Origin of the sequence: Enterobacter sp. 940_PEND (genome assembly GCF_001059415.1) — a bacterium.
In the GTDB taxonomy this organism is placed as follows: Bacteria; Pseudomonadota; Gammaproteobacteria; order Enterobacterales; family Enterobacteriaceae; genus Enterobacter; species Enterobacter cloacae_M.
Genome location: NZ_JUMS01000012.1, coordinates 1 through 25,538 on the forward strand (window position 1 = coordinate 1; position 25,538 = coordinate 25,538).

19 protein-coding genes are annotated in these 25,538 nt (G+C 55.6%); 12 read left to right on the forward strand and 7 right to left on the reverse strand.

Annotation, left to right across the window (positions count from 1 at the left end):
• The 3 genes from ADJ24_RS02920 to ADJ24_RS02930 all read left to right on the forward strand — a co-directional run.
• Nucleotides 1-7,005, forward strand: a 7,005-nt coding sequence (locus ADJ24_RS02920) for a beta strand repeat-containing protein (protein WP_048702049.1), incomplete at its 5' end; no start/stop codon positions are given.
• A gap of 176 nt (nt 7,006-7,181) precedes the next feature.
• Nucleotides 7,182-9,362, forward strand: coding sequence for a type I secretion system permease/ATPase (locus ADJ24_RS02925; protein WP_023311647.1), 2,181 nt, complete (start codon nt 7,182-7,184; stop codon nt 9,360-9,362).
• Nucleotides 9,359-10,534, forward strand: a complete 1,176-nt coding sequence (locus ADJ24_RS02930; RefSeq protein WP_023311648.1) for an HlyD family type I secretion periplasmic adaptor subunit — start codon at nt 9,359-9,361, stop codon at nt 10,532-10,534. Before ADJ24_RS02925 ends, ADJ24_RS02930 begins: the two co-directional genes overlap by 4 nt.
• 35 nt (nt 10,535-10,569) lie before the next feature.
• Here ADJ24_RS02930 and ADJ24_RS02935 read toward each other — a convergent pair whose 3' ends face one another.
• Nucleotides 10,570-11,454: a hypothetical protein gene (locus ADJ24_RS02935; protein WP_032668361.1), complete on the reverse strand. Its 885-nt coding sequence runs from the start codon at nt 11,452-11,454 to the stop codon at nt 10,570-10,572.
• 275 nt (nt 11,455-11,729) lie between these two features.
• Here ADJ24_RS02935 and ADJ24_RS02940 point away from each other — a divergent pair, with 275 nt between their 5' ends.
• Nucleotides 11,730-13,193, forward strand: a complete 1,464-nt coding sequence (locus ADJ24_RS02940; RefSeq protein WP_048702052.1) for an EAL domain-containing protein — start codon at nt 11,730-11,732, stop codon at nt 13,191-13,193.
• Nucleotides 13,194-13,222: 29 nt separating this feature from the next.
• On the opposite strand, the gene ADJ24_RS02945 is transcribed toward ADJ24_RS02940, so the two are convergent.
• The 3 genes from ADJ24_RS02945 to ADJ24_RS02955 form a co-directional block, all read right to left on the reverse strand.
• On the reverse strand, nt 13,223-13,495 hold the full coding sequence (locus tag ADJ24_RS02945) for a DUF883 family protein (protein ID WP_023311651.1): 273 nt from the start codon (nt 13,493-13,495) through the stop codon (nt 13,223-13,225).
• 119 nt (nt 13,496-13,614) lie between these two features.
• Nucleotides 13,615-14,283 (reverse strand): epoxyqueuosine reductase QueH, encoded by a 669-nt coding sequence (locus ADJ24_RS02950; protein WP_023311652.1) that lies wholly within the window; start codon nt 14,281-14,283, stop codon nt 13,615-13,617.
• A gap of 124 nt (nt 14,284-14,407) precedes the next feature.
• Complete coding sequence (locus ADJ24_RS02955; RefSeq protein ID WP_023311653.1) at nt 14,408-14,884, reverse strand: GNAT family N-acetyltransferase; 477 nt, start codon at nt 14,882-14,884, stop codon at nt 14,408-14,410.
• Nucleotides 14,885-14,962: 78 nt separating this feature from the next.
• On the opposite strand from ADJ24_RS02955, the gene ADJ24_RS02960 reads away from it, so the two are divergent.
• The gene (locus tag ADJ24_RS02960) at nt 14,963-15,925 is read left to right on the forward strand and encodes a LysR family transcriptional regulator (protein WP_023311654.1); all 963 of its coding nucleotides are present in this window, start codon (nt 14,963-14,965) and stop codon (nt 15,923-15,925) included.
• Nucleotides 15,926-16,064: 139 nt separating this feature from the next.
• Entirely contained in the window at nt 16,065-16,958 is an 894-nt protein-coding gene (locus ADJ24_RS02965) for a LysR family transcriptional regulator (protein WP_023311655.1), read from the forward strand.
• Nucleotides 16,959-16,962: 4 nt separating this feature from the next.
• On the opposite strand, the gene ADJ24_RS02970 is transcribed toward ADJ24_RS02965, so the two are convergent.
• On the reverse strand, nt 16,963-17,553 hold the full coding sequence (locus ADJ24_RS02970) for a LysE family translocator (protein ID WP_023311656.1): 591 nt from the start codon (nt 17,551-17,553) through the stop codon (nt 16,963-16,965).
• Between the two features lie 289 nt (nt 17,554-17,842).
• Nucleotides 17,843-18,709 (reverse strand): AraC family transcriptional regulator, encoded by an 867-nt coding sequence (locus tag ADJ24_RS02975; protein WP_023311657.1) that lies wholly within the window; start codon nt 18,707-18,709, stop codon nt 17,843-17,845.
• Nucleotides 18,710-18,933: 224 nt separating this feature from the next.
• On the opposite strand from ADJ24_RS02975, the gene ADJ24_RS02980 reads away from it, so the two are divergent.
• Entirely contained in the window at nt 18,934-19,239 is a 306-nt protein-coding gene (locus tag ADJ24_RS02980) for a hypothetical protein (RefSeq protein ID WP_023311658.1), read from the forward strand.
• A gap of 123 nt (nt 19,240-19,362) precedes the next feature.
• Here the strand turns inward: ADJ24_RS02980 and ADJ24_RS02985 are convergent, their stop codons facing one another.
• Nucleotides 19,363-20,277, reverse strand: coding sequence for a LysR family transcriptional regulator (locus ADJ24_RS02985; RefSeq protein WP_023311659.1), 915 nt, complete (start codon nt 20,275-20,277; stop codon nt 19,363-19,365).
• Nucleotides 20,278-20,446: 169 nt separating this feature from the next.
• Here ADJ24_RS02985 and ADJ24_RS02990 point away from each other — a divergent pair, with 169 nt between their 5' ends.
• The 5 genes from ADJ24_RS02990 to ADJ24_RS03010 all read left to right on the forward strand — a co-directional run bounded on the left by ADJ24_RS02990 (nt 20,447) and on the right by ADJ24_RS03010 (nt 25,388).
• Entirely contained in the window at nt 20,447-21,769 is a 1,323-nt protein-coding gene (locus tag ADJ24_RS02990) for an amidohydrolase family protein (RefSeq protein WP_023311660.1), read from the forward strand.
• Nucleotides 21,770-21,835: 66 nt separating this feature from the next.
• Nucleotides 21,836-23,035, forward strand: a complete 1,200-nt coding sequence (locus ADJ24_RS02995) for an arabinose transporter (protein WP_023311661.1) — start codon at nt 21,836-21,838, stop codon at nt 23,033-23,035.
• Nucleotides 23,036-23,090: 55 nt separating this feature from the next.
• A complete protein-coding gene (locus ADJ24_RS03000) occupies nt 23,091-23,861 on the forward strand; it encodes an SDR family oxidoreductase (protein ID WP_023311662.1) in 771 nt (256 codons plus the stop codon).
• A gap of 101 nt (nt 23,862-23,962) precedes the next feature.
• Entirely contained in the window at nt 23,963-24,238 is a 276-nt protein-coding gene (locus tag ADJ24_RS03005; protein ID WP_023311663.1) for a metal/formaldehyde-sensitive transcriptional repressor, read from the forward strand.
• Nucleotides 24,239-24,269: 31 nt separating this feature from the next.
• Nucleotides 24,270-25,388 carry an S-(hydroxymethyl)glutathione dehydrogenase/class III alcohol dehydrogenase gene (locus tag ADJ24_RS03010; RefSeq protein WP_032668253.1) on the forward strand — a complete coding sequence of 373 codons (1,119 nt, stop codon included), beginning with the start codon at nt 24,270-24,272 and terminating at the stop codon, nt 25,386-25,388.
• The last annotated feature ends 150 nt before the right edge of the window (nt 25,389-25,538 follow it).

Genomic DNA, 25,538 nt, shown 5'->3' on the forward strand with positions numbered 1-25,538 from the left:
ACCATCAATACCGTGGCGGGCGATAACGTCATCAACGCGGCGGAAGTGGCCGCAGGCCAGACCATCAGCGGTAAGGTAGCGAACGCGGAAGCGGGCAACACGGTAACCGTGACTATCGGCGGCAACAGCTACACCGCAACGGTTCAGAGCGATCTCACCTGGTCCGTGAACGTGCCGGAATCCGTCCTGACGGCGCTGGGCAACGGCGATTTGACCGTGTCGGCGACCGTCACCAACGGCCACGGCAACACCGGCGCGGGCGAGCGCGAAATCGTGATAGACGCCAGCCTGCCGGGTCTGCGCATTGATACCGTGGCGGGCGACGATGTGATCAACAGCATCGAGCACGGGCAGAACCTGATCGTTACCGGCTCCAGCGACGGGCTGGCGGCAGGCACCACGCTCACCGTGACCGTCAACGGCAAAACCTATGCGGCCTCCGTGCTGGCAGACGGCACCTGGAGCGCGGCAATCCCGGCGGCGGACGTCGGGGCCCTGGCAGCAGGCACGGTCACCGTGACCGCTGCAGGCCAGAGCGCGGCGGGCAACCCGGTGAGCATCAGCCACGATGTCACCGTCGATCTGTCTGCCGTTGCCGTCAGCATCGATGCGATTGCCACCGACGACGTGATTAACGCGGCGGAGAAAGGCGCGGATCTGGTGCTGTCCGGCAGCACCTCGAACGTGGAGGAAAACCAGACCGTTACCATCACCTTCGGCGGCAAGACGTACACCGCGAAAGTCGATGCCGACGGTAACTGGACGGCCACCGTGCCTTCCGCCGATCTCGCGGGCCTTAAAGACGGCGATGCCAGCGTGCAGGTGAGCGTCACCAACGCGCACGGCAACAGCGCCTCGGCGGGCCGGGAGTACAGCGTGGACGCCACCGCGCCAACTGTGACCATCGATACGGTCGCAGGCGATAACGTGATTAACGCCAGCGAAGCGGCTGCGGGCGTGGCCATTTCCGGCACCACCACGGCGGAAGTCGGTCAGACGGTCACCGTGACGCTGGGCGGTAAGAGCTATACCGCGCAGGTGCAGCAGGGCGGTATCTGGAACGTGAACGTGCCGGGCACAGACCTGTCCGCACTGGCGGATAACGGCTACACCGTGCAGGTCAGCGTGAGCGACGCCGCGGGTAACCCGGGCAGCGCGGGCAAAGCGATTACGCTTGATACCACGCCGCCGACCGTCAGCTTTAACGACGTCGCGGGCGATAACGTCATTAACAGCGTGGAGCACGGGCAGGCGCAGATCGTCAGCGGCACCGCAACCGGCGCGAGCGTCGGCGATAAGCTGGTCATCACCATCGGTTCGAACCAGTACACCACCACCGTTGACGCTAGCGGTAACTGGAGCGTGGGCGTGCCGGCCAGCGTGATTTCCGCGCTGAACGACGGCACCGTGACCCTCAGCGCGACGATTACCGACAGCGCGGGCAACAGCAGCACCCAGACCCACGATGTGGTAGTGAACACCGCCTCCGTGGCGCTGACCATCAACACCGTTAGCGGAGATGACGTCATTAACGCGGCTGAAGCCGGTTCGTCCCTGGTGATTAACGGCTCCAGCGCCCAGTTCGCCAGCGGTACGCAGGTCACCGTGACGCTGAACGGCAAGAGCTATACGGCCACCATCCAGAGCGACGGCAGCTGGACGACCACCGTTCCGGCCGCCGACGTGGGCGCGCTGGCCGATGGCGCGAGCTATCAGGTATCCGTGTCGGCGCAGGACAGCGCGGGCAACAGCGCGTCGGCGACGCACGGCATCAGCGTGGATACTACTGCGCCGGTCGTGAGCATTGCGACGCTGTCGGCTGACGATATGCTGAACGCGGCAGAAGCGCAGCAGCCGCTGACCGTGCGCGGCTCTTCCAGCGCGGAGGCGGGTCAGACCGTCACCGTGACGCTGGGCGGCAAATCCTACACTGCAACCGTGGCAAACGACGGCACCTGGACGCTCGACGTGCCGGCGGCAGACCTGGCCGCCCTGAGCCAGGGCGCGCTGACGGTGACCGCCTCGGTCAACGATAAAGCGGGTAATAACGGCCAGACCACGCACACCTTAACGGTAGACACCGTCGCGCCAACCGTGACCATCAGCACCGTGGCCGATGACGATATCGTCAACAACGCGGAGCAGCTGGCGGGTCAGACCATCAGCGGCACCACCACGGCGGAACAGGGCCAGACGGTGACCGTCTCCTTCAACGGGCACAGCTATCAGGCGACCGTCGGGGCGGACGGATCCTGGTCGGTCTTCGTGCCGGGCCGTGATTTCCTTGGCCTGAGCGACGGGGATTACACCATTACCGCTTCGGTGAGCGATAAGGCGGGTAACCCGGGCAGCGCAACGCACGACGTGACGCTGAACGGCGATGTCCCAACCATCACCATCAACACCTTTGCGCAGGACGATATCGTCAACGCCGCCGAGCACGGTACGCCGCTGGTCGTCAGCGGTACCACCGACGCCCCGGCGGGCCAGACGGTGACCATTACGCTGAACGGCAAAACCTACACGGCGACCGTCCAGAATGACGGCACCTGGAGCTATACGGTCGGCAGCGCAGACGTGACCGCGCTGGCGGACGGCGGTTCGTACGTGATTAACGCACAGGTCAGCAACACCATCGGCAACAGCGGCAGCGATAACCACAGCGTCACCGTGGATCTCACCGCGCCGTCGATGGGCATCAGCATTGACTCGCTGCAAAACGACACCGGCCTGAGCGCGAGTGATTTCATCACCAACGATGCTCAGGTGGTGGTCAACGGCTCGCTGACCGCGCAGCTCGGCAATAACGAGAAGGCGCAGATCAGCCTCGACGGCGGCACCACCTGGATTGACCTGACCGTGACCGGCACCACCTGGCGCTACACCGATGGCCGCACCCTGACGGACGGTACGTATCAGTACCAGGTGCGCGTTATCGACAACGCGGGCAACGTGGGGGCGACGGACAGCCAGGACGTGGTGATTGACCTGACCATGCCTGTAGCAACGACGATTACGGTTGATTCCATCACCCAGGATACGGGTCTGTCCGGCAGCGACTTTATCACCAGCGACAACCAGATCAGCCTGAAAGGGACGCTCGGCGCGGCGCTGGGCAGCGGCGACCACGCGCAGATCAGCCTCGACGGCGGCGTTACCTGGATAGACGTCAGCGTCAGCGGCCTGAGCTGGACCTATGTCGATGGCCGCACGTTGGCCGACGGGGATTATAACTACCAGCTGCGCGTGATTGACGACGCGGGCAATATCAGCGCCACCGCCAGCCAGGTGGTGACCATTGATACGGTTGCGCCGGACGCCAGCAAAACCATCGCCATCGACAGCATCAGCGACGATACCGGCCTGAGCAGCAGCGACTTTGTCACTAACGATACGTCCCTGACGCTGCACGGCTCGCTCGGCGCGACGCTGGCCGACGGCGAGTATGCCCAGATCAGCATCGACGGCGGCGTCACCTGGCAGAACGTGATCGTCACCGGCAACAGCTGGTATTACGTCGATAGCCGCACGCTGGGTAACCAGACCTATGACTACTACGTTCGCGTGGTGGATGCGGCGGGCAACGTGGGGGCCAGCGCCCATCAGCAGGTGACCGTCGATACGGTCGCCCCGGATGCGGCGATTACGGTGACCGTGGATAAAATCACCGTGGATACCGGCTTCGACAATAACGACTTCCTGACCAGTTCGACCTCGTACACGCTGCACGGAACGCTCGGCGCAGAGCCTGGCGCGGGTGAATTCGTGCAGGTGAGCATGGACGGCGGCAGTACCTGGGTGTACGCCACCGTCAGCGGTACGCAGTGGAGCTACAGCGACACCCGTACCCTGACCGACGGCAGCCATAACTATCAGGTGCGGGTCGTTGACCAGGCGGGGAACGTCGGGGCAACCACCTCGCAGGCGGTGACGGTGGATACGCAGGCGCCGCAGTACGGCGTCACCATCGACAGCATCAGCGAAGATACCGGCCAGTCCGGGAGTGATTTCATCACCATGGACACCACGCTGACCATCAACGGTTCGCTGGGCAGCGCGCTGGCAAACGACGAGCGCGTGCAGATCAGCCTGGACGGCGGGAACACCTGGCTCGATACCACGGTCACCAACCAGCGCTGGAGCTACACCGATACCCGCGATCTGCCTGACGGGGACTATACCTACCAGGTGCGGATTATCGACCAGGCGGGCAACGTCGGCTCCACCGCCTCTCAGGTGGTGACGGTAGACACCACGCCGCCATCGACGGTAGGCACGGTCGTGAGCTATACCGACGGCGAAGGCGAGCGTCAGGGCACCTTTGGCAGTGCGGTGGCAACGGACGATAACTCGCCGCTGATCAACGGTACGCTTAACCGCGCCCCGGACGACGGTGAAATTGTGCAGCTCTATCGTGACGGGGTCCTGCTCGGCCAGGTGACCATGAACGGCAGCGCAAGCTGGTCCTTCCAGGACAACGGCCTCAGCGACGGCAACCACACATACATTGTGCGCGTCACCGACAGGGCCGGTAACTACACGGAATCGGACGGCTTTGTGCTGAACGTCGATACCAGCATCCCGACCACCACGGCGGCGATTACCGCGCAGACCACGTCGGACACCACGCCGATTGTCAGCGGTACCGTCTCCGCTGACCTGGTGAACGGTGAATACCTGGTGGTAACGGTGAACGGTAAAACCTACACCTCCCAGACCGGCGGCGCGGTGGTGGTCGATCCGGATCACAACACCTGGTATCTGCAGATCCCGGACGGCGATGCGCTGAGCGTGTCGAGCTACAGCGTGACGGCGCAGGTGAAGAGCAGCGCGGGTAACGGCAATACCACCGGTACGGCGACCGGCAGCCTGGTGATTGATACCACCTCGGTGAATACCGACTGGGCGACCACGGCGGGGAACAGCAACAACTCCACCATGACCCTCGGTATGAACAGCAGCGGTCTGTGGAACATCATTGCTAACGGCCAGTCATACTCCAGCAGCGATAGCTCGACCTATGCCGGAAATGCGCTGACCAACACCCGCGGCTACTACGTGGTGAGCCAGACCGCCGCCGACTTTGACCGTAACGGCACGCAGGATATCTTCGCGACGGAAAATACCTACGCCGGGTCAACGCAGGTGATGTGGACCTACGACGGCAGCACCTATAACGCCAGCCAGCTGGCGATGGGCACCACCATCTGGTACGGCGGCGTGATTGCCTACGACAAAACCGGGGATGGCTATCTGGATCTGGCGTACGGCGATGCCGGTATGGACTCATTGACCTACCTGGTGAACAACAACGGCGTACTTTCGCCGGACGGCACCGGCGGGGAAGGCGGGTTCTACGGTCAGTTCGATTCCGGGCGTGAAATCTCCGGCGTCGACCTGAACAACGACGGCACGGTGGATATTGTCCAGCACACCAACCGCAGCGGCGCGTACTCGTTAACCGTGATCAACAACAACGGTAACGGCACGCTCTCTATCGGTCAGAACCTGACCAACGTGTTTGTGGTCAACGCCTCGAATACCACCACGGCGGCGTCCATGACGTGGGCGGACTTCAACGGCGATGGCTACATGGATCTGTACCTGGGCAGCAGCTACAACAATAACGGCGGGGTGATCTACTACAACGACGGTACCGGGAAGCTCTCTGCCACCAAGAGCGCGGTGGAAGCCTCTAACGCCACAGCGGGCTATCTGTCGGTGGCGGTGGACTGGAACGGCGACGGGCAGATGGACATCATCAAGCTCAGCACCTACGGCGGCTCGCAGACGGCGACCCTGTTCACCAACAGCGGCTACGGTTCCACCTGGACCTCCAGCCAGCTGGCGTCCGGTATTGCCTACGCGACCGGCGTGGCGGCGGTGGACTACAACTGGGACGGCGCGCAGGATCTGCTGGTCTCTCAGCAGAACGGCAAGGTGGTGCTGGTGCAAAACAGCAAAACCATTGCTGACGGCACCGCGATGCACCTGCACATTGTCGACAGCGAGGGCATCAACGCCTACTACGGTAACACGGTCAATCTGTACAACGCCGCGGGCGTGCTGGTGGCCTCGCAGATCATCAACGCCCAGTCCGGTATCGGGTCGAACGATACCTCTGCGCTGGTGAGCTTCTACGGTCTGGATCCGAATGAAACCTATTCGGCCGAGATCCTGAAGATCACCAACGGCGTGTCGGATAACGTCACCTGGAGCGGTCTGGAGGCGGGCAACGGCAAAGAGGGCTACGTCCTGACGGCCGAAGCCGCCACCGGCGGCCACAGCGGGACCATCACCGGGACCGGGTATAACGACACCTTTATCGCAGAGGACGGCACCTATACCTACAACGGCTCCGGCGGCTGGAATACCCACTCCGACTACGACACCTGGAGCAACACCGGCGGGATGGACGTGGTGGATTACCGCAATGCGACCTCCGGCGTGACCGTTGATTTGCGCCTCTCAACCGCGCAGAACACCGGGTTCGGTACCACGCGACTGTTGAACATTGAAGGCATCAACGGCTCGGATTACGACGACGTTATTACCGGCAACAGCGGTGATAACCAGTTCGAAGGGCGCGGCGGAAACGACACCTTCAACATCGGCAGCGGTGGTCACGATACGTTGCTCTACAAGCTGATCAACGCCTCGGATGCGACGGGCGGTAACGGTCACGACGTGGTGAACGGCTTTACGGTCGGCACCTGGGAAGGGACCGCGGACACGGATCGTATTGACCTGCGCGATCTGCTCTCCGGCAGCGGCTATACCGGCACGGGCTCGGCGAGCTACGTGAACGGCGTCGCCACGCTGGACAGCAGCGCGGGCAATATCAGCGATTACATCCGCGTGGTGCAGAACGGCAGCAATACCGAGATCCAGGTTGACCTGGACGGTACCGGCGGTCAGTTCTCGCCAACCACCCTGGTGACGCTGAACGGCGTGCAGACGGATCTGGCGACGCTGCTGGCGAACCATCAGCTGTTAATTGCGTAAAACAACGCCGCGGGGAGCGATCCTCGCGGCCTTTTGCGTTTCTTTACATGAAAAGCGATAACCCTATATTTCACAAGATTATTTTGCGGGCTCGTTTAGAGAGTGTTCGATTTTTAATCATTCCGTAAAGGTATCATTTCAGTGCGAAATTACCGCTCTGGACAGGACGTAGCATTATGAAGACACATCCACAGTACGAACCCTGGCTGCAGGGCATGCTCATCATCGCGAAGCACTACCGGCTGGATTTCTCAGCGGAGCATGTTCGGGTCACGATTAACCATGAAAGCCAGTCTCCGCGCCAGCTGGTGCTGGAGGAGATGGCGCGCCAGCTTGGGCTGGGGATGCGTATGGTGGCGGCTGAAGCGGTATCCCTCGATCCGTGGCGCCTGCCGCTGCTGGCGGAATTCACCGGCGGACAAATCGCGGTCATTAACCGCATGGACAGCGAAGGCAACGTCAGCCTGCAGTTTAGCGGCGACGCGGGGCTGGAGACCACGCTGACGCGTGACGAACTCGGGGCGCGGTTAAAAGGGCTGATGGTGCTGCGCCCGCTCGAGTCCACGCCGGATGCCCGCGTGGACGACTACATCAAACCCTATGAGAAAAACTGGTTCTGGCAGCTGGCTCTGAAGGACTGGCGACGCTACAGCGACATTATGCTGGTGGCGCTGGTTGCCAACGTGCTGGCGCTCTCCGGCATGGTTTTCTCCATGCAGGTGTACGACAGGGTGGTACCGTCGCAGTCGGAAGCCACGCTGTGGGTCCTGTTTGGCGGCGTGATGATTGCCATCGTGTTCGAATTCATCATGCGTATGCTGCGGGTGCATATTTCTGACGTAGTGGGCAAGCGCGCCGACCTGCGTATCTCTGAACGCGTTTTTGCCCACGCGCTGCGGATTAAAAACGGCGCGCGCTCGAAATCAACCGGATCGTTTATCGCCCAGATCCGCGAGCTGGAGTCGGTGCGCGAGCTGATCACCTCGACCACCATTGCGGCTATCTCCGATCTGCCGTTCTTCCTGCTGTTCGTCTTTATTCTGTGGATGATTGGCGGCCCGCTGGTGCTGGTGGTCCTGCTCGCCGTGCCGCTGCTGCTCATCCCCGGCCTGCTGGTGCAGCGCCCGCTGGGGAAACTCTCCAGCGAAGGGATGCGTGAATCCGCCATCCGCAACGCCACGCTGGTGGAAGCGGTGCAGGGCATTGAGGACATCAAGCTGATGCGCGCCGAGCAGCGTTTCCAGAACCAGTGGAACAACACCAACGACGTCGCCGCCAGCGTCGGCATGAAGCAGCGCTGGCTGACGGGCCTGCTGCTCACGTGGACGCAGGAGGTGCAGTCCATCGTCTATGCGGTGGTGCTGCTGGTGGGCTGTTATCTGGTCATCAGCGGTGACATGACCACCGGTGCGCTGGTGGGAACCTCGATTCTGGCATCGCGCACTATCGCGCCGCTGTCGCAGATCTCAGGCGTGCTCTCGCGCTGGCAGTCGGCAAAGGTGGCGCGCAAGGGGCTGGACGACCTGATGCAGCGCCCGATTGACGATCCGCAGCACGGCAAGAAGGTGCATAAAGCCCACCTGCGCGGCGACTATGCGCTTGAGGACGTCGGGTTTTATTACGACGAGGAAGAGAAACTCACCGTGCTCAACATCAGCAAGCTGCAGATCCGCGCCGGAGAGCGCGTGGCGGTGCTCGGGCGCAACGGCTCCGGTAAAAGCACGCTGCTACAGCTTCTGGCGGGCATGCAGGAGCCGCAGCAGGGCAGCATCCTGCTCGACGATATCGCCCTCAATCATCTGGACCCGGCCGACGTGCGCCGCGACATGCAGCTGCTTAGCCAGCAGGCCCGGCTGTTCTTTGGCTCCGTGCGGGACAACATCCTGATGGGGAACCCGTTAGCCACCGACGATGAGATTCATCAGGCGCTGGTTAACAGCGGCGCGCTGGAGTTTGTGCGCAAGCAGAAAATGGGGCTGAACTACATCATCAACGAGGGCGGGGCTGGCCTCTCCGGCGGTCAGCGTCAGGCGCTGCTGCTGGCGCGTGCCCTGATTACCTCGCCGACTATCCTGCTGCTGGACGAGCCTACCGCCTGGCTGGACGAAATGAGCGAGAAGCAGTTTATTCAGCATCTTCACAAATGGCTGGGTAAACGCCGGACGCTGGTGGTGGCGACGCATCGCCTGCCGATTCTGGACCTGGTCGACCGCATCATCGTGCTGGAAAACGGCAAGGTGGTGATGGACGGCCCGCGCGATGCGATCCTGCACCAGCACGGCATGGCGCCGCAGAAAGCCGCGCAGCGTACGGTGACCATGAAGCCGGCGGCGGTTGCAGAGGAGGGCGCAGCATGAATGATTTCTCTCGTTTCAATAGCCGACTGAAGGAGCCGCGCCTGCCGCGCTCGTCGCTGGTGGCATGGTCCCTGTTCGCCCTGCTGGCGGTGTTTATCGTCTGGGCAAGCCTGTTCCATCTGGATGAAGTGACGACCGGCAGCGGCAAGGTCATACCGTCTTCGCATGAGCAGGTCATCCAGTCTCTGGAAGGCGGCATCATCCACAGCCTGATGGTGCGCGAAGGCGACATCGTGGAACGCGGCCAGCAGCTCGCGCAGCTTGACCGGACAAAAACCGAGTCGAGCGTGCTGGAGAGCGAGTCTCGCCTGAATGCGGCGCTGGCAACCGCTGCGCGCCTGAAGGCCGAGGTGAACGACACGGAGCTCGCGTTTCCGGAGGAGCTGGATGACGACGTTGAGCTGGTCAAACAGGAAACGGCGCTCTATCAGTCCCGTCGTGAAAGTCTCGAAAAAGGGCTGGCCGGGTTGCGTCAGGGCGCCGAGCTGGTGCAGCGCGAGCTGTCGTTAACCCGACCGCTAGTGACCCAGGGAGCGGCCAGCAAGGTTGAGGTGTTACGTCTTGAGCGTCAAAAAAATGAGCTTGAGAATAAAATCACCGAGATGAAAAACCAGTATTACGTTCGCGCCCGTGAAGAGCTGGCAAAAGCCAATGCGGAGATTGAGGCCCAGCGTTCGGTGATGAAAGGGCGTGAGGACTCCCTGACCCGGCTGACCTTCAATGCCCCGGTTCGCGGGATCGTGAAGGATATTGACGTCACGACCGTGGGAGGCGTTATCCCGCCGAACGGCAAGCTGATGAGCCTTGTCCCGCTTGACGATCAGATGGTAGTCGAGGCGAAAATCTCGCCGCGCGATGTGGCGTTTATTCATCCTGGCCAGAAAGCGCTGGTGAAAATTACGGCCTATGACTACTCCATTTACGGCGGGCTGGAAGGGGAAGTGACCATGATTTCGCCGGACACCCTGCAGGATGAGGTGAAAAGGGATGTCTACTACTATCGCGTTTATATTCGTACCGACAGTAACCATCTGACCAATAAGCAGGGTCAGGAATTTCCGGTCTTTCCGGGCATGATTGCCACCGTTGATATTAAAACCGGCAGCAAAACCATTCTGGATTATCTGTTGAAACCGCTGAACAAGGCAAAAGAGGCGCTGCGGGAACGATAGGGGAATGGCGTTCGGAACTCCGAACGCCTGCTGGATTATACGGTTGACGTCACGTTGTGAGCGTGGCGTCGCTCTTTAGGCACAACGTTGATGTAATGCGTAACATACGCAAAATATAAACCGGCATAATTTTCGACAAGGTCGATAAACGCCGGGTATATCGACATCCGACCATCACCACGATCTTTAAGATATCCCGCCTCTTGTGCCGATTTGATAATTCGGTTGACGTGGATGCGTGAAACAAAAAATTCTTTTGCGAGCGTGCTGGCTGAATAGTCAATGACCGCACCGTGAGCGGATTTATTTTTCATGGCCTGCAGATAGATATAAAGCATAATCATACGGCCGCCATCTTTATCAATAAATAATCCCACCTCAGGCAACACCTTTCTGAACGTTAATCCCCGAAAAAGATATTCAGCCGCGCGGCGGAAGAAGTTGTTTCTCAAAATATCATTATCCAGCAGATTAACATTAATATTAAATGCCGGATAAAGAATGCTGACGGGCAAAAAAGCGCCGGACATATAACGCTTAAGTTCATTGAGTCCTTTTTCAGTTGGCGCGATTCTCGTTTTGCGTCGATCATCCGTGCAGCGCCAGGTCCTGATGCGCCCGGTGGTTCTCAGTATCGTAATGATCGCAATCACGCTGTTGGGGCTGGCTATTTTATAGCGAGAGCATAGCTCTTTAATCTCTGAAACTGACTCGGCCTGATTTCCAAAAATAAAACAACACATGGAGAGAATAATGTTAAATCGTGATTCCTGCAGCATTGTCTTGTAGAACAAAGGTTGTTTTTTGTAGATGGTGTCATTAATTGTGTAGTGCTCTAATATTGCCTCACCGAATCGCGGATTGTTCTTTATAACATCCCTTCGATGTAGCAAGGCCCTGGATGAGATGTGATTATCCATAGCATTTTTCTCGTATTTGAATGAGCCGATAGATGAAGTGTCCACTCTTCTTTTCGGAATTTTCATTATACCCTGAGAATAAGATATTTGCCGTTGTTATTTGCAAAGAAAAGTACATTTAAACGACGGTGATTAACGCAAAGATGTTCCTGTGAGTTCAGCTGATATCTGTTTCTTACCCTGAGTCGGTACTGTAAAATTAATGTTTATAACAGGTGCGTTAAATTTTACGTATTCACAAATGGAAATGGCGCCTTAGTGCCCAGGAGCAGTTTATGACCCACACAATTTCTCTCAGAAATGAGGCGTGCGATGAACATAAATTTGTCATCTCCACCTGCGGTTTTACGTTCCAGGGATATCGTCTGATCCTTAACCAGTACGGAATACAGGCTTCGCATATTCACTTTGACGGGGATGAGGCATCCCAACAGGATCTGGAAAATATCCTTATAAATCAGAGCGCTCATATTGTGGTGTTTCTCGGAAAAGGTATCGTCAGTCTCCTGGAGAGCCTGAAGCGACTGGCATCCGTGCTCAATGCACTTCCCGTTATTCGACGCGTCACCCTGTATGGCGACATACCGGATGGCTGGCTATATCGCACCCTGGGCACTCTTTTAAATAATAGTTATCAATTATCATTGATTCGCATAGCCCGCGTTTCAGATGTCGTCACTGGTTCTCAAACGCACCATCATGTTTTTAAAGATCGTTCGTACTTATTACGCGATCGCTACAAGGATAATTCTTCGCAAGACAACGTAAAATGGCTAACAAAAAGAGAGATTGACGTTTTATTAAATTTCTACCGCGGCATATCCGTAAAAGAAATGTGCGATGAAATGGGGCTTTCTAATAAAACGGTTTATACGCACCGTAAGGAAGGCGTGCTGAAATTACGCTTAATTAAGCGGTGGTTACACGACTCGCACAATTTTAATACGGAAAGAAGTATCAAGCGGCGGAGTCAAAATACGGAGTTTACGGATAAGGAAGCAGAGATTTTTAATGCATTATATAAAAAAGAGATCTTCCCTGCTTATCAGATCATTACCGATCGTGACAAAAAAGGCGTAGGCTTTGAGATACTGATCCGCTGGAATAAAAACGGTAAAATTGTCAAGCCGGCCAGTTTTCTCACGGATATTTCAAACCATGAGATATGGTTGAAAATAACGGCGTTAGTCATCCATGCCGCCGTGTCCGGGATTAATAAGTATAACGGTAAATACTATTTTTCTGTGAATATTCCGCCTCGCCTGGCTTCCGGGAATGCATTGCCTGATATGGCAAAGAAAGCTATCGACATGCTGCTCAAACCGCAGTGGGCCGAGAAGCTGGTCTTTGAATTCGCCGAAGATATTGACGTGACGAAGGACAAAAGGATCCCTGAAACCATGCGGCATTTGCGTAATACGGGGTGTCGATTGTTCCTGGATGACTGCTTCTCTAATCATCAAACTATGTTCCCGGTGCGACAGGTGCATTTTGATGGACTCAAGCTGGATCGGGACATCGTTGAGCATTTTGTGGCAAACGACAATGACTATAACCTGATTAAAGCGATACAGATTTACAGCGACATGACCGGAACGGACTGTATTGCCGAGGGGGTTGATAGTGCAGAAAAGTTTGAAAAATTAGTCGCGCTGGGCGTCAAAAACTTTCAGGGATATTATTTATCGCGGGCCGTGAAAGAGGAAGAGTTAGATCGCATGGTCAGGATTTTTAGCTAAGAAAAAATAAAGCCCCGAAGGGCCTTTTATTATTTTCGACCCAGCAGCAGGCCGAGAACAATACCGACCGCACCCGCTGCGACGAGGCCGGTGAGGGGATTATTTCTGACAGCTTCAGTAACGTCGGAAACGGCATCGCTGGCCTGTGCGGCATATTTTTTAGCCGCACCTTTTACCTGATGCTTTGGTGAATCGACGAATTCACCAAACTGCTGCTGCGCTGAACCTGCAAGCTCGTCAAATTTATTTTTTGCTTTATCTTCAGCAAACTGGGTGTTTTTATCAGTACCGAAATCAGACATTTTTACCTCCTTTTGTTGATAATTAAAGGATAGCCGCTCTTTCTGGATGTGGGAGACATAAGGCTAAATTCGGTACACGTCAGGGCTGTTTTCGGATATATCTCTATACCGGGAACCCGTTATTTCTCATTGTCATCCTGACCGTAATACAGTTTCCCGATGCGAATCAGCGGGCGTCCCTGAGACTTACGATGCAGGTTACTGTCCCTGAGTGAATAAACGCACCCGCAGTACTCCTGCTGGTAAAACTGCTCCCGCTTGCTGATCTCAATCATGCGAGAGGAGCCGCCCTGTTTACGCCAGTTATAGTCCCAGTAAACCATACCCGGATAGCGCGCGGCAGCACGCTGGCCGCAGTCATTTATCTGCTGCATGTTTTTCCAGCGGGAGATCCCCAGCGAGCTGCTGATGACGCTGAATCCATTTTCTGCCGCATAGAGCGCCGTACGCTCGAAACGCATATCGAAGCACATGGTGCAGCGGACGCCACGCTCGGGTTCCCATTCCATGCCTTTCGCGCGCTCAAACCAGTTATCGGTGTCGTAATCGGCATCAACAAACGGCACGCCGTGTTTTTCCGCAAACCGAATATTTTCCTCCTTCCGAATGAGGTATTCCTTCTGCGGATGGATATTGGGATTGTAGAAGAAAATCGTGTAGTCAATCCCCGACGCCTGGATAGCCTCCATCACTTCACCCGAGCAGGGGGCGCAGCAGGAATGCAACAGCAGCCTGTCGGCACCGTCTGGCAGGGAAAGTTGTGGGCGGATAAAAGGGGCTGTCGTCATGGCGTTCTGCAATATGTTTATGAAATTTATGGAAGGGTAGCATAAATTCAGAATCTGTTGAGGCGGGATAAAGGCAGGACAGAGCGATCCCGCAGGGCGGGATCTTCTCCGGTACCACGTGTCGCTATTCGGCAAATTTCAGCAGCGCGTCGCTATCAAGACGATAGCGAACCCATTCGGACTGCGGCAGCGCGCCTATGCTCAGGTAAAAATCAATGGCGGGCTGGTTCCAGTCCAGAACGCTCCATTCAAGGCGGCCGCACTGCCGTTTTACCGCGAGCTGCGCGATATGTTTCAGCAGCGCTCTTCCCGCGCCTTTACCGCGATAATCCGGAGAAACGTACAGGTCTTCCATATAAATCCCGTTGCGTCCCAGCCAGGTCGAATAGCTGGTGAAGAACACGGCATAGCCGGCTATCTTACCGTCAAACTCCGCGATCAACGCTTCGGTTTTTGTGCCTGCGCCAAAGAGCGTTTCGCGGATCTCCTCCGGCGTGGTAACCACTTCTTCCGGCGCTTTTTCATACACCGCCAGCTCGTAGATCATGGCGTATATTGCCGCTGCATCTTCGGGGCGGGCCTGACGAATGGTGATGCTCATTGTTTTTCCTGTGTTTCGATTGATGGCGTTAAGCATACGGAGTATTGTCCGAAGAATTAAGTGCAATGAAATCAACAAATGATGAATATTATGCATCCGGTACTGAGGCGTCTTGATTTAAACCTGCTGCCCGTTTTCGACGCGATTTACCGCCACCGTTCCGTTCGGCTGGCCGCTGACGAGCTGGCGATGAGCACATCGGCACTGAGCCATGCGCTGTCGCGTTTGCGCATCACCCTTAATGACCCGCTCTTTTTTCGCGAAGGGCATCGCATGTCCCCCAGCGTGTATGCCACTCAGCTTGCGCCTTCCATTGCTTCCGCATTGTCGTTCCTCAATCATGAGCTGACCCCGCAGCCGGAGTTTGACCCGGCCAGCAGTACCGAAAGCTTACAAATTGGGATTACGGACTTTACCGCGCTGTGCATTTTCCCGGCGCTGATGCACAAACTGCAGCTTGCTGCCCCGGGTTTGCGTTTCGAATTGCGCTATCTGCCGCACAGCCCTGCGCTGACGGAACTGCTGGCGGGCGAAGTGGATCTCGCGCTGGGGTTCAGCACTCAGGATGATATCCGGCACCCGGAGCTGGAAGAGATCGACTGGTTTGAAGATGAGTATGTGGTCATCAGCAACGCGCGCCGGACGCGTCTCACGCTGGAGGAGTATCTCGCGGCCCGACACCTGGTGGTGACGCCATGGAATGAGAAGCAGGGCGTTCTGGACGTGCGGCTGGAACAACTGGGCTATACCCGACAAATCGCGATCAAAACGCCGTCGATGCTCAGCGCGCCGTTTATCGTTGCGGAGAGCGACCTGCTGATGGCGATCCCCCGTTTTGCCGCTGAGAAGCTGGCTGCGGCAGCGGACCTGAGGATTTTTCCTTTACCGTTTTCGATACGCACGTTTGAAGTGAAAATTTACTCGCATAAACGCAGCGGCCAGCGGGGCGCAACGCGCTGGCTTAAGAAGGAGCTGCAAACGCTGGCGCAGACGCGTCATTACGGGCTGTCCGGCTCCCAGAAGAGGATGTCGCCGGGTTGACACTGCAGCGCCTCGCAAAATGAGTAGGGCACTAAAGTCCAAACGATAAAAAGAGATGCGACCGGAGAGGAAAGTACGATATCGTAACTCTATGATTAAACGCGTAGTTCGCAGGAACACCGTCGCAACAGGACGATAAATGATTGATGACATCCGTTATCTGATAGTGTTTGCAAAGATTGCTGAGGCAGGATCCATTTCAGGTGGGGCGGAAGCGTTAGGGCTTACAACCGCAACGGCAAGCGCGCATTTATCAAAGCTGGAAAAAAATCTTGGCTGCGCGTTACTGTACAGAAATACCCGTAAACTCTCTCTGACTCACGATGGCGCCAACTTGCTGGAAACGGCCAAATCGATGCTGGCGCTGTATGAGCAGGGGGTCATTGAATTTAAGCAGCGTTCGATCTCAACGGCGAATAAGCTGACTGTTTCTCTTCCTGCCGTTTTTCTGAAGAGTCCGTTTACCCGCCATCTGGCCGATTTTATAAAACGTCATCCGGGCATTTTACTGAATATCTCTTATAGCGATACGCGCAGAGATATTATTGCCGACGGTATCGATGTGGCATTTCGAATCGGCGAGCTTCCGGACAGTTCTCTTAAAGCGCGCCATCTTTTTGTGCTGCCGCGCCAGGTAGTTGCGTCCCGGGAATTGCTCAGCCATTACCCGACGATTACGCATCCTGATGACCTGGCGAAACTGCCATGGATTGGACTCAATATGAGGCAGAATAACCGGGAATTTCGACATAAAAATGGAGAAGTGGCCGTCGTAACGTATACGCCCACGGTGTATGTAGATAATGTCGAAGCCGCTTATGCCCTTGCCAGACAACAAATTGGTCTCGCAGCACCTCCTCGCTATTTAAGCGAAGAGGATGTTAAGCGCGGAGAAATGCTGGAAATACTTCCTGACTGGTCATTAGAACCGCTGAAAGTCTATGCCGTATGGCCTTCTAATATGTCGACCAGCAGTATTGCCTACAAATTGATTAATGATATTTATAACGCGATTGAGTTTCACGCGTTATAACGGGTTAAAATGCTAAAAAGAGCATGTAACACGCCGTAATAAGCAACAGTCCGCCCATCAACACGTTAAACGTGCGGAGCTGCCGCGTGCTCCTGAGCAGCACAGATACTTTTTCTCCCATCAATGCCCATGCTGAAAGCGACATATAACAGACTAAAAAATAGACCGTGATAAAGACGAGAGCTGTAACAGGGCTAGAGGGTTCAGAAAACATCGCTGCCCCAGAGGCGCACGCGGTCCATGCTTTGGGGTTGATCCACTGCATGACAAAACCCTGAATAAAACCGGGTGAATCCGTTTTTGTTAATGACATATCGGACCGTGACGACGCTATCTTATAGCCCAGACACATGATAAATAAAGAACCGGCAATATTAAGATACCGGAAAAACACTGGATATTTTTCGATTGCAGCGTAAAAGCCGAAACATATAAAGATAAGTAATAACGTAAACCCTATCGTTGCACCGGAGACAAATGAGAAGGTCTTTCTAAAGCCGTGAACGGCACCAGACGATATAATCACCATATTAACCGGGCCAGGAGAAAAGGAAAGCGTCAGTGAAAATATAAACATTGTTAAAAATACCAGCATTTTATCTCCGTGGGTTGGTTTATCTGCATTAGAGATACTGCGACTATTAAGTCACAACTTTACTCGTCATGTGTCTGAATACTACCTGGGAACGTATGCCAGAATAAGTGGCCTTTATCTAAAGGTGTGTTTGATTTTTTGCACCGTTCGCGCAGGCGCGGATGGCCCATTAGTGACAGGGTTTCAGTTGCTATCTCAAGGAGGAACGGCAAACGCTGGCGCAGTTTGCAAGGGAGTCCTATGCCGGGCAAGCTCAGCGCTACCCGGAAAAGGTGGAAACAAGGGATAGTCAATTTAACGGCAGGTAGATATCCGTTTGCAGCGCATGTTCTGGCACCTCGTGAATGAAGTTGAGGTAGTGGAAAAATACCGGGGCATCGCGCAGCGTTTCGCCGCTGGCCGGTAGCCAGTAGCGAAACATCGCCCACACCGTGGCGGAAATGGTATCCAGAGACCCCGTGTGGCGGGCTACGGCGTAACGTCCGCCGTCGATTTCGCCACTGCAAACCCCGAATTCATTTTCTGGTATCGCTTCAGAGATACTGCCGCAGATATCGAAACGAAAGGCGTCTGCGGGTGTGGTTGCCGGGTCATCCCAGGCGATACCAAACGTGCTGCTTTCGTGTACTGGCGATAGGCCCGAGCTTTTACGCCAGGCAATAAATTTCGCCGCGCTGTCATTTACCCGATCCGGGTTGCCACGGTGCTGAAGCATTGCCACTTGGGTCTGTGGGAAATCGACAATCTTAATTTCCATCGTTTTTTGCTCCTGAAAGGTCATTTTCGGTACGCGCTGGTGCCAGTTCAGCCAGTCCGGCTGCTGCCGAAACTGACGCGGGCTTTTTCCAAACGCGTTTCTGAAGGCGCGACTGAACGATTCAGGGCTCTGGAACCCGGCATCGAGCGCAATATCAATCACCTTATCCTGAGGATTAAACGCCAGTCGCCAGGAAGCATGACGCAGACGCAGCCACTGGATATAGCGATATAAAGGCTGGCCGCTAAACGCCAGAAACTGCCGGTGAAAATGATAAGGCGAACAGCAGGCTAACGCGCTGAGCTTCTCCAGCGTGAGCGGTTCATCGAGATGTTGGGCGATATAGTCGCACACCGTCGTGAAGCGCTCGCGGTAAGCCGTTTTGATTGCATCGTTCATTGCATCCTCCTGATGACCTACTTTGCCTCACCGAACGGCCAAAATCCTGACCGATCTTGCTGATTATGGAGAGGTTATACTGGCGGTATATCGTTGTGCGGCAGCAAACGTTCCGTCGTACCTAAGATACTGCTAAATGATGAATGAAGACTCACTTCCTGTACTTATATTAGGTTTGTCATAATCCAAATTTTCTTAGCTACAAAATTTTATGAGAGGTAATGATGGTAAAGGACTTAAAGCCAGAACAAATCGAAATCATAAACCGTATTGTATTTGAGCAAATCGAAAAGATGCAGGCCAGCGTAGCCAAAATTGTTGCTGAAACGGAGAGAACTACGCACCAGCAGCTGCAGGATAGCGGGATTGATATGATCGATTTTTATCCGGCTAATAAGGATTATTTGATGATGACTCTCGTTCAACACTTAATAGATCAAGTACATGGCGGCAATATGGTTCTTGCCCAAAAAATGATATCGATGGAAGCAAAACGGCTGAACATCAGCGTACATGTTGAGGCAGATTAAATAATCTCGAATAAGGAATAAATTAATGGGGCCATGCTTGTGAGCAGACAAATTCTTTGATTATCGCTGAGGCCATCAGCTGCTCGCCGCTGAAGTGCGGCCAGCAGCTGATAGCTTCTTTTTTCAATTCGCTGCATGATTTGCGCAAATTTCAGCGCAAAATTCCATAAAGGCTTCGACAGCAGCGGGGGGCAGTCGACGAGATGGCCGCGTGATATACAGCGGATAGGTTTCGCCAGGCCATTCCGGAAAAAGTTCGACCAGCATTCCGTCAGCGATCAACTGCGTGACGCTGAGTGAAAGTACCTGGGCAATGCCAACACCACTTACGCAGGATTGCACCATCAGATCTACATCGGTTGTCGTCAAATGACCATAAGTATCAATAGCCAGTACTTCGCGATCACGACGGAATTCCCACTCAAACGGTTTCCCGCGGCGAGGATCGATATACTGAATGCACTCATGCGTGACTAGTTCTTCAGGATGCTCAGGTCGACCATGCCGTTTCAGATATGCCGGTGATGCCACAGTGAGTACGCGCGTCTGAAAGAGCAATTTCGAAGAAATAGTTGAGGGGAGTTGCGGCCCGAAACGCACCGCAACATCTATACCCTCTGTCACAAGATCCCCTACGTCAGGCTGCTGCACTACTGTAAGTTCCAGTTCCGGATGACGTTCGCGCAAAAGAGGCAGTTTCGGGGCCAAAATATAACGAGCGAAGATTGGATTAACGCTGACCCGTAATGATCCTCGTACAGCAATGGCGGCACCGGATACGTAGCTTGCCGCAACTTCAATCCCTTCAAGATGTGGCGAGGCGCGCTCATACAAAGCCCGGCCTTCGTTCGTCAGGTTCATCGTACGCGTCGTACGGTTTAGCAAACGCACACCGAGCCTCTCTTCAAGGCGATCTATCGATCTGCTCACGCCAGAAGCGGACAGTCCCAGCACCTCGCCAGCGCGACTGAAACTACCCGCCTCGACAACTGCGGCCAACACGCTCAATCCTGACAGTAGCCTTCCGTCAAAACTCATAGAGACTCACCTTTGAATTTATTCAAATATAATTTGCATAAAACTACCTTTATCAAAAATGGTGCGCAACCTATTGTGTCAGCCAATTCGTTGCCAGGCGCTATTTTCCCTGTCCCCGGCTGGGCAAACCTCGCAACGAACGGCATCACTTAACCCTGAGGAATACGAAATGACAACGACGCGCACTCTTTTTAAAGGCGGCATCATCCTTACTTTGGATGCCGATATACCCAACCTCTCCGTGGGCGATGTTCTCGTCCATGGCGACCGTATCGCAGCTGTGGGTCCGGAACTGCAGACGGATGATGCCCTGGTGATTGATGCAGCTGGCCATATCGTTATGCCCGGCCTGGTGGATGCTCATCACCATATGTGGCTTGGCGTAATGCGCCGCATGATGCCAAATGTCGACGATCTGTTTGATTACATTGATGTGGTCGCAGAGAAACTGGGCAAACATTATCGTCCCCTGGACATGTACCTGAGTACCAGGCTCACGGCACTTGCCTCACTGGATGCCGGTATTACTACCATCATTGATGCCTGCCACAACTCGCGCAGCCCCGAGCATACTGATGCAGCATTAGATGCTCTAAAGGAAAGCGGCATCCGCGCGTTACATATGGTCGGTGCAGCAATGGATAAAGAAGCTTCATCGGCGCATTTGCCTGCCGATTTGGAGCGACTCTCGCGAAGCTGGAATACAAGTGACAGCCTGGTGCACGTTGGTCTGTTTGGTCAGCTCAATCTTGACTGGTGGAAGGTCGCTCGCAAACTCGACATGCGTATTCTGACCGAATTCATCGGCGATCTCGCCAATCTAGGCCCTGAGTTTGCCACGCCGGGCGTACTGGGCACACATAACATCTTCAACCACTGTTCAAGGGTTCCTCAGGATACCTGGAAGCTCCTGGCCGATTCAGGAGTAAACATCACTGTCAATCCACGGTCGGATGCGCTATTTGGCTTCGACGATGAAAGTTTTGCCTACCAGCAGGCTGTCGATCGCGGCTTGACCCCGGCACTGGGCATTGACCTTGATACTGCCTTTGGCAGCGATATGTTCGGGGAAATGCACGCTCTGTTCGGGCAACAGCGATCGGCTATGCGCTACCGTCGCTTCCGTGGTGAGGACAATGTGTCGTCACCCATCACGGCCGAGGAGGTCCTGAAAGCGGCAACGGTTAATGGCGCGCGTGCGGCCGGTTTGGAGGATCAGATTGGCACCCTTACGCCAGGCAAGCAGGCCGACATTATCATGGTTCGCACCAGCGGAGCCGCTGTTTTCCCGGTAACCAACGTAATTGGTACCGTCGTGCAGGCGATAGAGCGGTCTGATGTAGATACCGTGATGGTGGCCGGCCAGCTTCGTAAACGTGCGGGCAAGTTGGTGGATATTGATCTGGCGGCGCTAAGCACAGAGATAACCGCTTCTCGTGATTACCTGCTCAACGCCAGCGGCTATCACATCGATCTTTTTAAAGCATCCTGATGACAGAGCGGCCTGATACACCGGGCCGTTCAACCCACTTAATCATATTTCATAAAGGATAATGACATGGGAGCCCTCGCCATTAAGCGGCTCGCGGAGGATAACACCCCGCGCGTCCTGCTTCCCCGCCCGGCAACGGGCGTTATTGCCGCACTTTTCTTTGGCTATCTGGCAGTCGGACTGCCACTGCCGGTGATTCCATTGTTCATCCATGGTCATCTCGGCTTCAGTAACCTCGTGGTGGGACTGGTGATCGGCATCCAGTTTCTGGCCACGGTGCTCACCCGCGGCTATGCCGGACGGGTTACGGACCAGCAGGGCGGTAAACGTTCTGCTCTGCAGGGAGCAATCCTTTCAGCGATAGCAGGGGCGCTGTATCTGGTGGCTTCGGTAACGGATTTATCGCCTGCTGCAACCCTTTGCATTGTTATCGCAGGTCGTCTGATGGCCGGTTTTGGCGAAAGTCAGTTCGTGACGGGATGTGTGTCCTGGGCCATTGCCTCAGTTGGCCCTCAGCGCGCCGGTATGTCCATGTCCTGGACCGGCATCGCGATGTTCGCGGCGCTGTCGATTGGTGCTCCTGTTGGCATGGCGTTATATCAGCATTACAGCCTCACAATGGCGATGATTGCCTATATTGCTGCACCGATGTTGGCCGCTCTGGTTGCATTTTGTACCACATCATATATATCGCCTGGAGGTCCGCGACTGCCATTCCATCGCGTAGTAGGGCGCATCTGGCGCGAAGGGCTGGGATTAATGCTGCAGGGCGTTGGGTTGTCAGGACTAACCGCTTTTGCCTCGCTGTACTTTGCGGCACATCACTGGCAGAACGCCGGCCTGGTGATGACTGCGTTTGGTCTGGGTTTTATTTTCATTCGCCTCGCCCTGGGGCATCTGCCAGACCAAACAGGCGGCTATCGCGTTGCGGTTTGGTCACTGGTGGTTGAAGCGCTTGGCCAGGCAATGTTGTGGTTGGGTTCAAACGAATGGATGGCACTAGCAGGTGCTCTGGTTACCGGACTGGGCTGTGCACTGGTTTTCCCCGCACTGGGCGTTGAAGCCTTAAAACGTGTTCCACAAGCCAACCGCGGCAGTGCAATGGGCGCATTCGTTGCATTTCTGGATGTCGCTTATGGAATCGCCGGGCCAGTAGCTGGCCTGATCGCCGGTCAGTTTAGTTATGCCGCTGTATATCTGTCTGGTGCGGCCTGTGCGCTGCTGGGTGCACTGATTGCGAGCGCGTCTCGCATGCAGCAATCCTGAAGAAACATTCGAGCCGGCAGCCTTTGCTGTCGGTTTACTAATCTGGAGAAATTATATGTCACGCATTTTCATCTCCGGTTCGTCGACAGGCCTGGGTCTGATGGCGGCCGAACTGCTGGTTCAACAAGGACATCAGGTTGTGTTGCACGCGCGTAATGCGAACCGTGCAGAAGATGCGCAACGCGCCTTACCGCAGGCTGAAGCCGTCGTTGTCGGTGACCTGGAGACAATTGAAGGTGCCAGGCAAACGGCATTACGTGTCAACGCCCTGGGACGCTTCGATGCCGTCATCCACAATGCTGCCGTTGGCTACAATGAAGCGTATCGCGTGACCCGCGACGGGCTGCCGCACGTTTTCGCGATCAACACGCTCTCGGCTTACATCCTCACCGCGGTGATTGAACGTCCGCATCGCCTCGTCTACCTGAGTTCGGGTATGCATCATCATGCCCGGGCAAACCTGGATGATATTCTCTGGCGCAAACGTCGCTGGAATGGGGCCGACGCCTATGCGGAGAGTAAATTGCACGACGCTATGCTGGCTTTTGCTCTGGCGCGTCGCTGGCGTGATGTGCGTAGTAACAGCCTCGAGCTTGGCTGGGTGCCGACAAAGATGGGGGGGCCGCATGCCCCGGACGATATGGACCAGGCGCACCTGACCCAGGCCTGGCTTGCCGCCAGCCGTGATACTGAGGCTGACGTAACGGGGAAATATTTCTATCACATGAAGCGCATGACGGCTAATCCGCAGGCGCACGACGTTGCATTGCAGGATCGTCTCATTAATATTTGTACTGAGATTTCAGGTATAGCGCTGCCGGAGTAATACGTAACGTTAACGAAATGCGCATTAACCATAAAAAACAGAGTGTTTACATATCAAGGATAAAATAGGTACCATACCCCCCTATAGTATCAGGAGGGCGTATGCCGCATTCACCCGAAGATAAAAAACGTATTCTTACTCGCGTCCGCCGCATTCGGGGCCAGGTTGAGGCCCTTGAACGCGCGCTGGAGTCGGGCGACCCCTGTCTGGCCATCCTGCAGCAAATCGCCGCCGTGCGCGGGGCTGCCAATGGCCTGATGGGCGAAATGGTTGAAATTCACCTCAAAGATGAGCTGGTGACGGGGGAAACCACGCCGGATCAGCGAGCCGTACGCATGGCAGAAGTCGGCCATTTGCTGCGCTCTTATCTAAAATAAACCCACACACCTGACAAAAAGGGAAGACATGATGAAATCTCGCGCTGCAGTTGCATTTGGTCCCGGCCAGCCGCTGAAAATCGTTGAAATCGACGTGGCACCGCCGAAGAAAGGCGAAGTGCTGATCAAAATCACCCATACCGGCGTGTGCCATACCGATGCGTTTACGCTGTCCGGTGACGATCCTGAAGGCGTTTTCCCGGCGGTGCTGGGTCATGAAGGCGGCGGGATTGTGGTGGAAGTGGGCGAGGGCGTGACCAGCCTGAAGCCTGGCGATCACGTTATCCCGCTGTACACCGCGGAGTGCGGCGAGTGTAAGTTCTGTAAATCCGGTAAAACCAACCTCTGCCAGGCGGTTCGCGCCACTCAGGGGAAAGGGCTGATGCCGGACGGTACCACCCGCTTCTCTTATAACGGTGAACCTGTTTATCACTACATGGGCACCAGCACCTTCAGCGAATACACCGTTTGCGCGGAGATCTCGCTGGCGAAGGTGAACCCGCAGGCGCCGCTGGATAAAGTCTGCCTGCTGGGCTGCGGCGTGACCACCGGTATCGGCGCGGTGCATAACACGGCAAAAGTCAAAGAGGGCGACACCGTGGCGGTGTTCGGTCTCGGCGGCATTGGTCTGGCGGTGATTCAGGGCGCGGTGCAGGCGAAAGCCGGTCGTATCATCGCGGTCGACACCAACCCGGAGAAATTCAAGCTCGCGGGTGAAATGGGCGCGACCGATTTCGTTAACCCGAAGGATCACGAAAAACCGATTCAGGATGTCATTGTTGAGATGACCGACGGCGGCGTTGACTTCAGCTTCGAATGTATCGGCAACGTGAACGTGATGCGTTCCGCGCTCGAATGCTGCCACAAAGGCTGGGGCGAGAGCATCATCATTGGCGTGGCCGGCGCGGGCCAGGAGATTAAAACCCGTCCATTCCAGCTGGTCACCGGTCGCGTGTGGCGCGGTTCCGCGTTTGGCGGCGTGAAGGGCCGTACTCAGCTTCCGGGTATGGTTGAAGATGCTATGGTCGGCAAGATTCAGCTCGACCCGTTCATTACCCACCGTTTGCCGCTGGAGCAGATCAACGACGCGTTCGATCTGATGCACGAAGGAAAATCCATCCGTACCGTCATTCATTTCGGCGACAAGTAACTCTTCTGCCAGCGGTTTTTCACCGCTGGCGTTTCTTTAATAATCTTCTCTAAAGTGTGACCAGTGCGGCGTTTTTAGCCGTAATCTAAATCCCCACCGTGCCGATGACTATTTAACACGCATGTTTTTACGCATCTTACCTACAAGAGA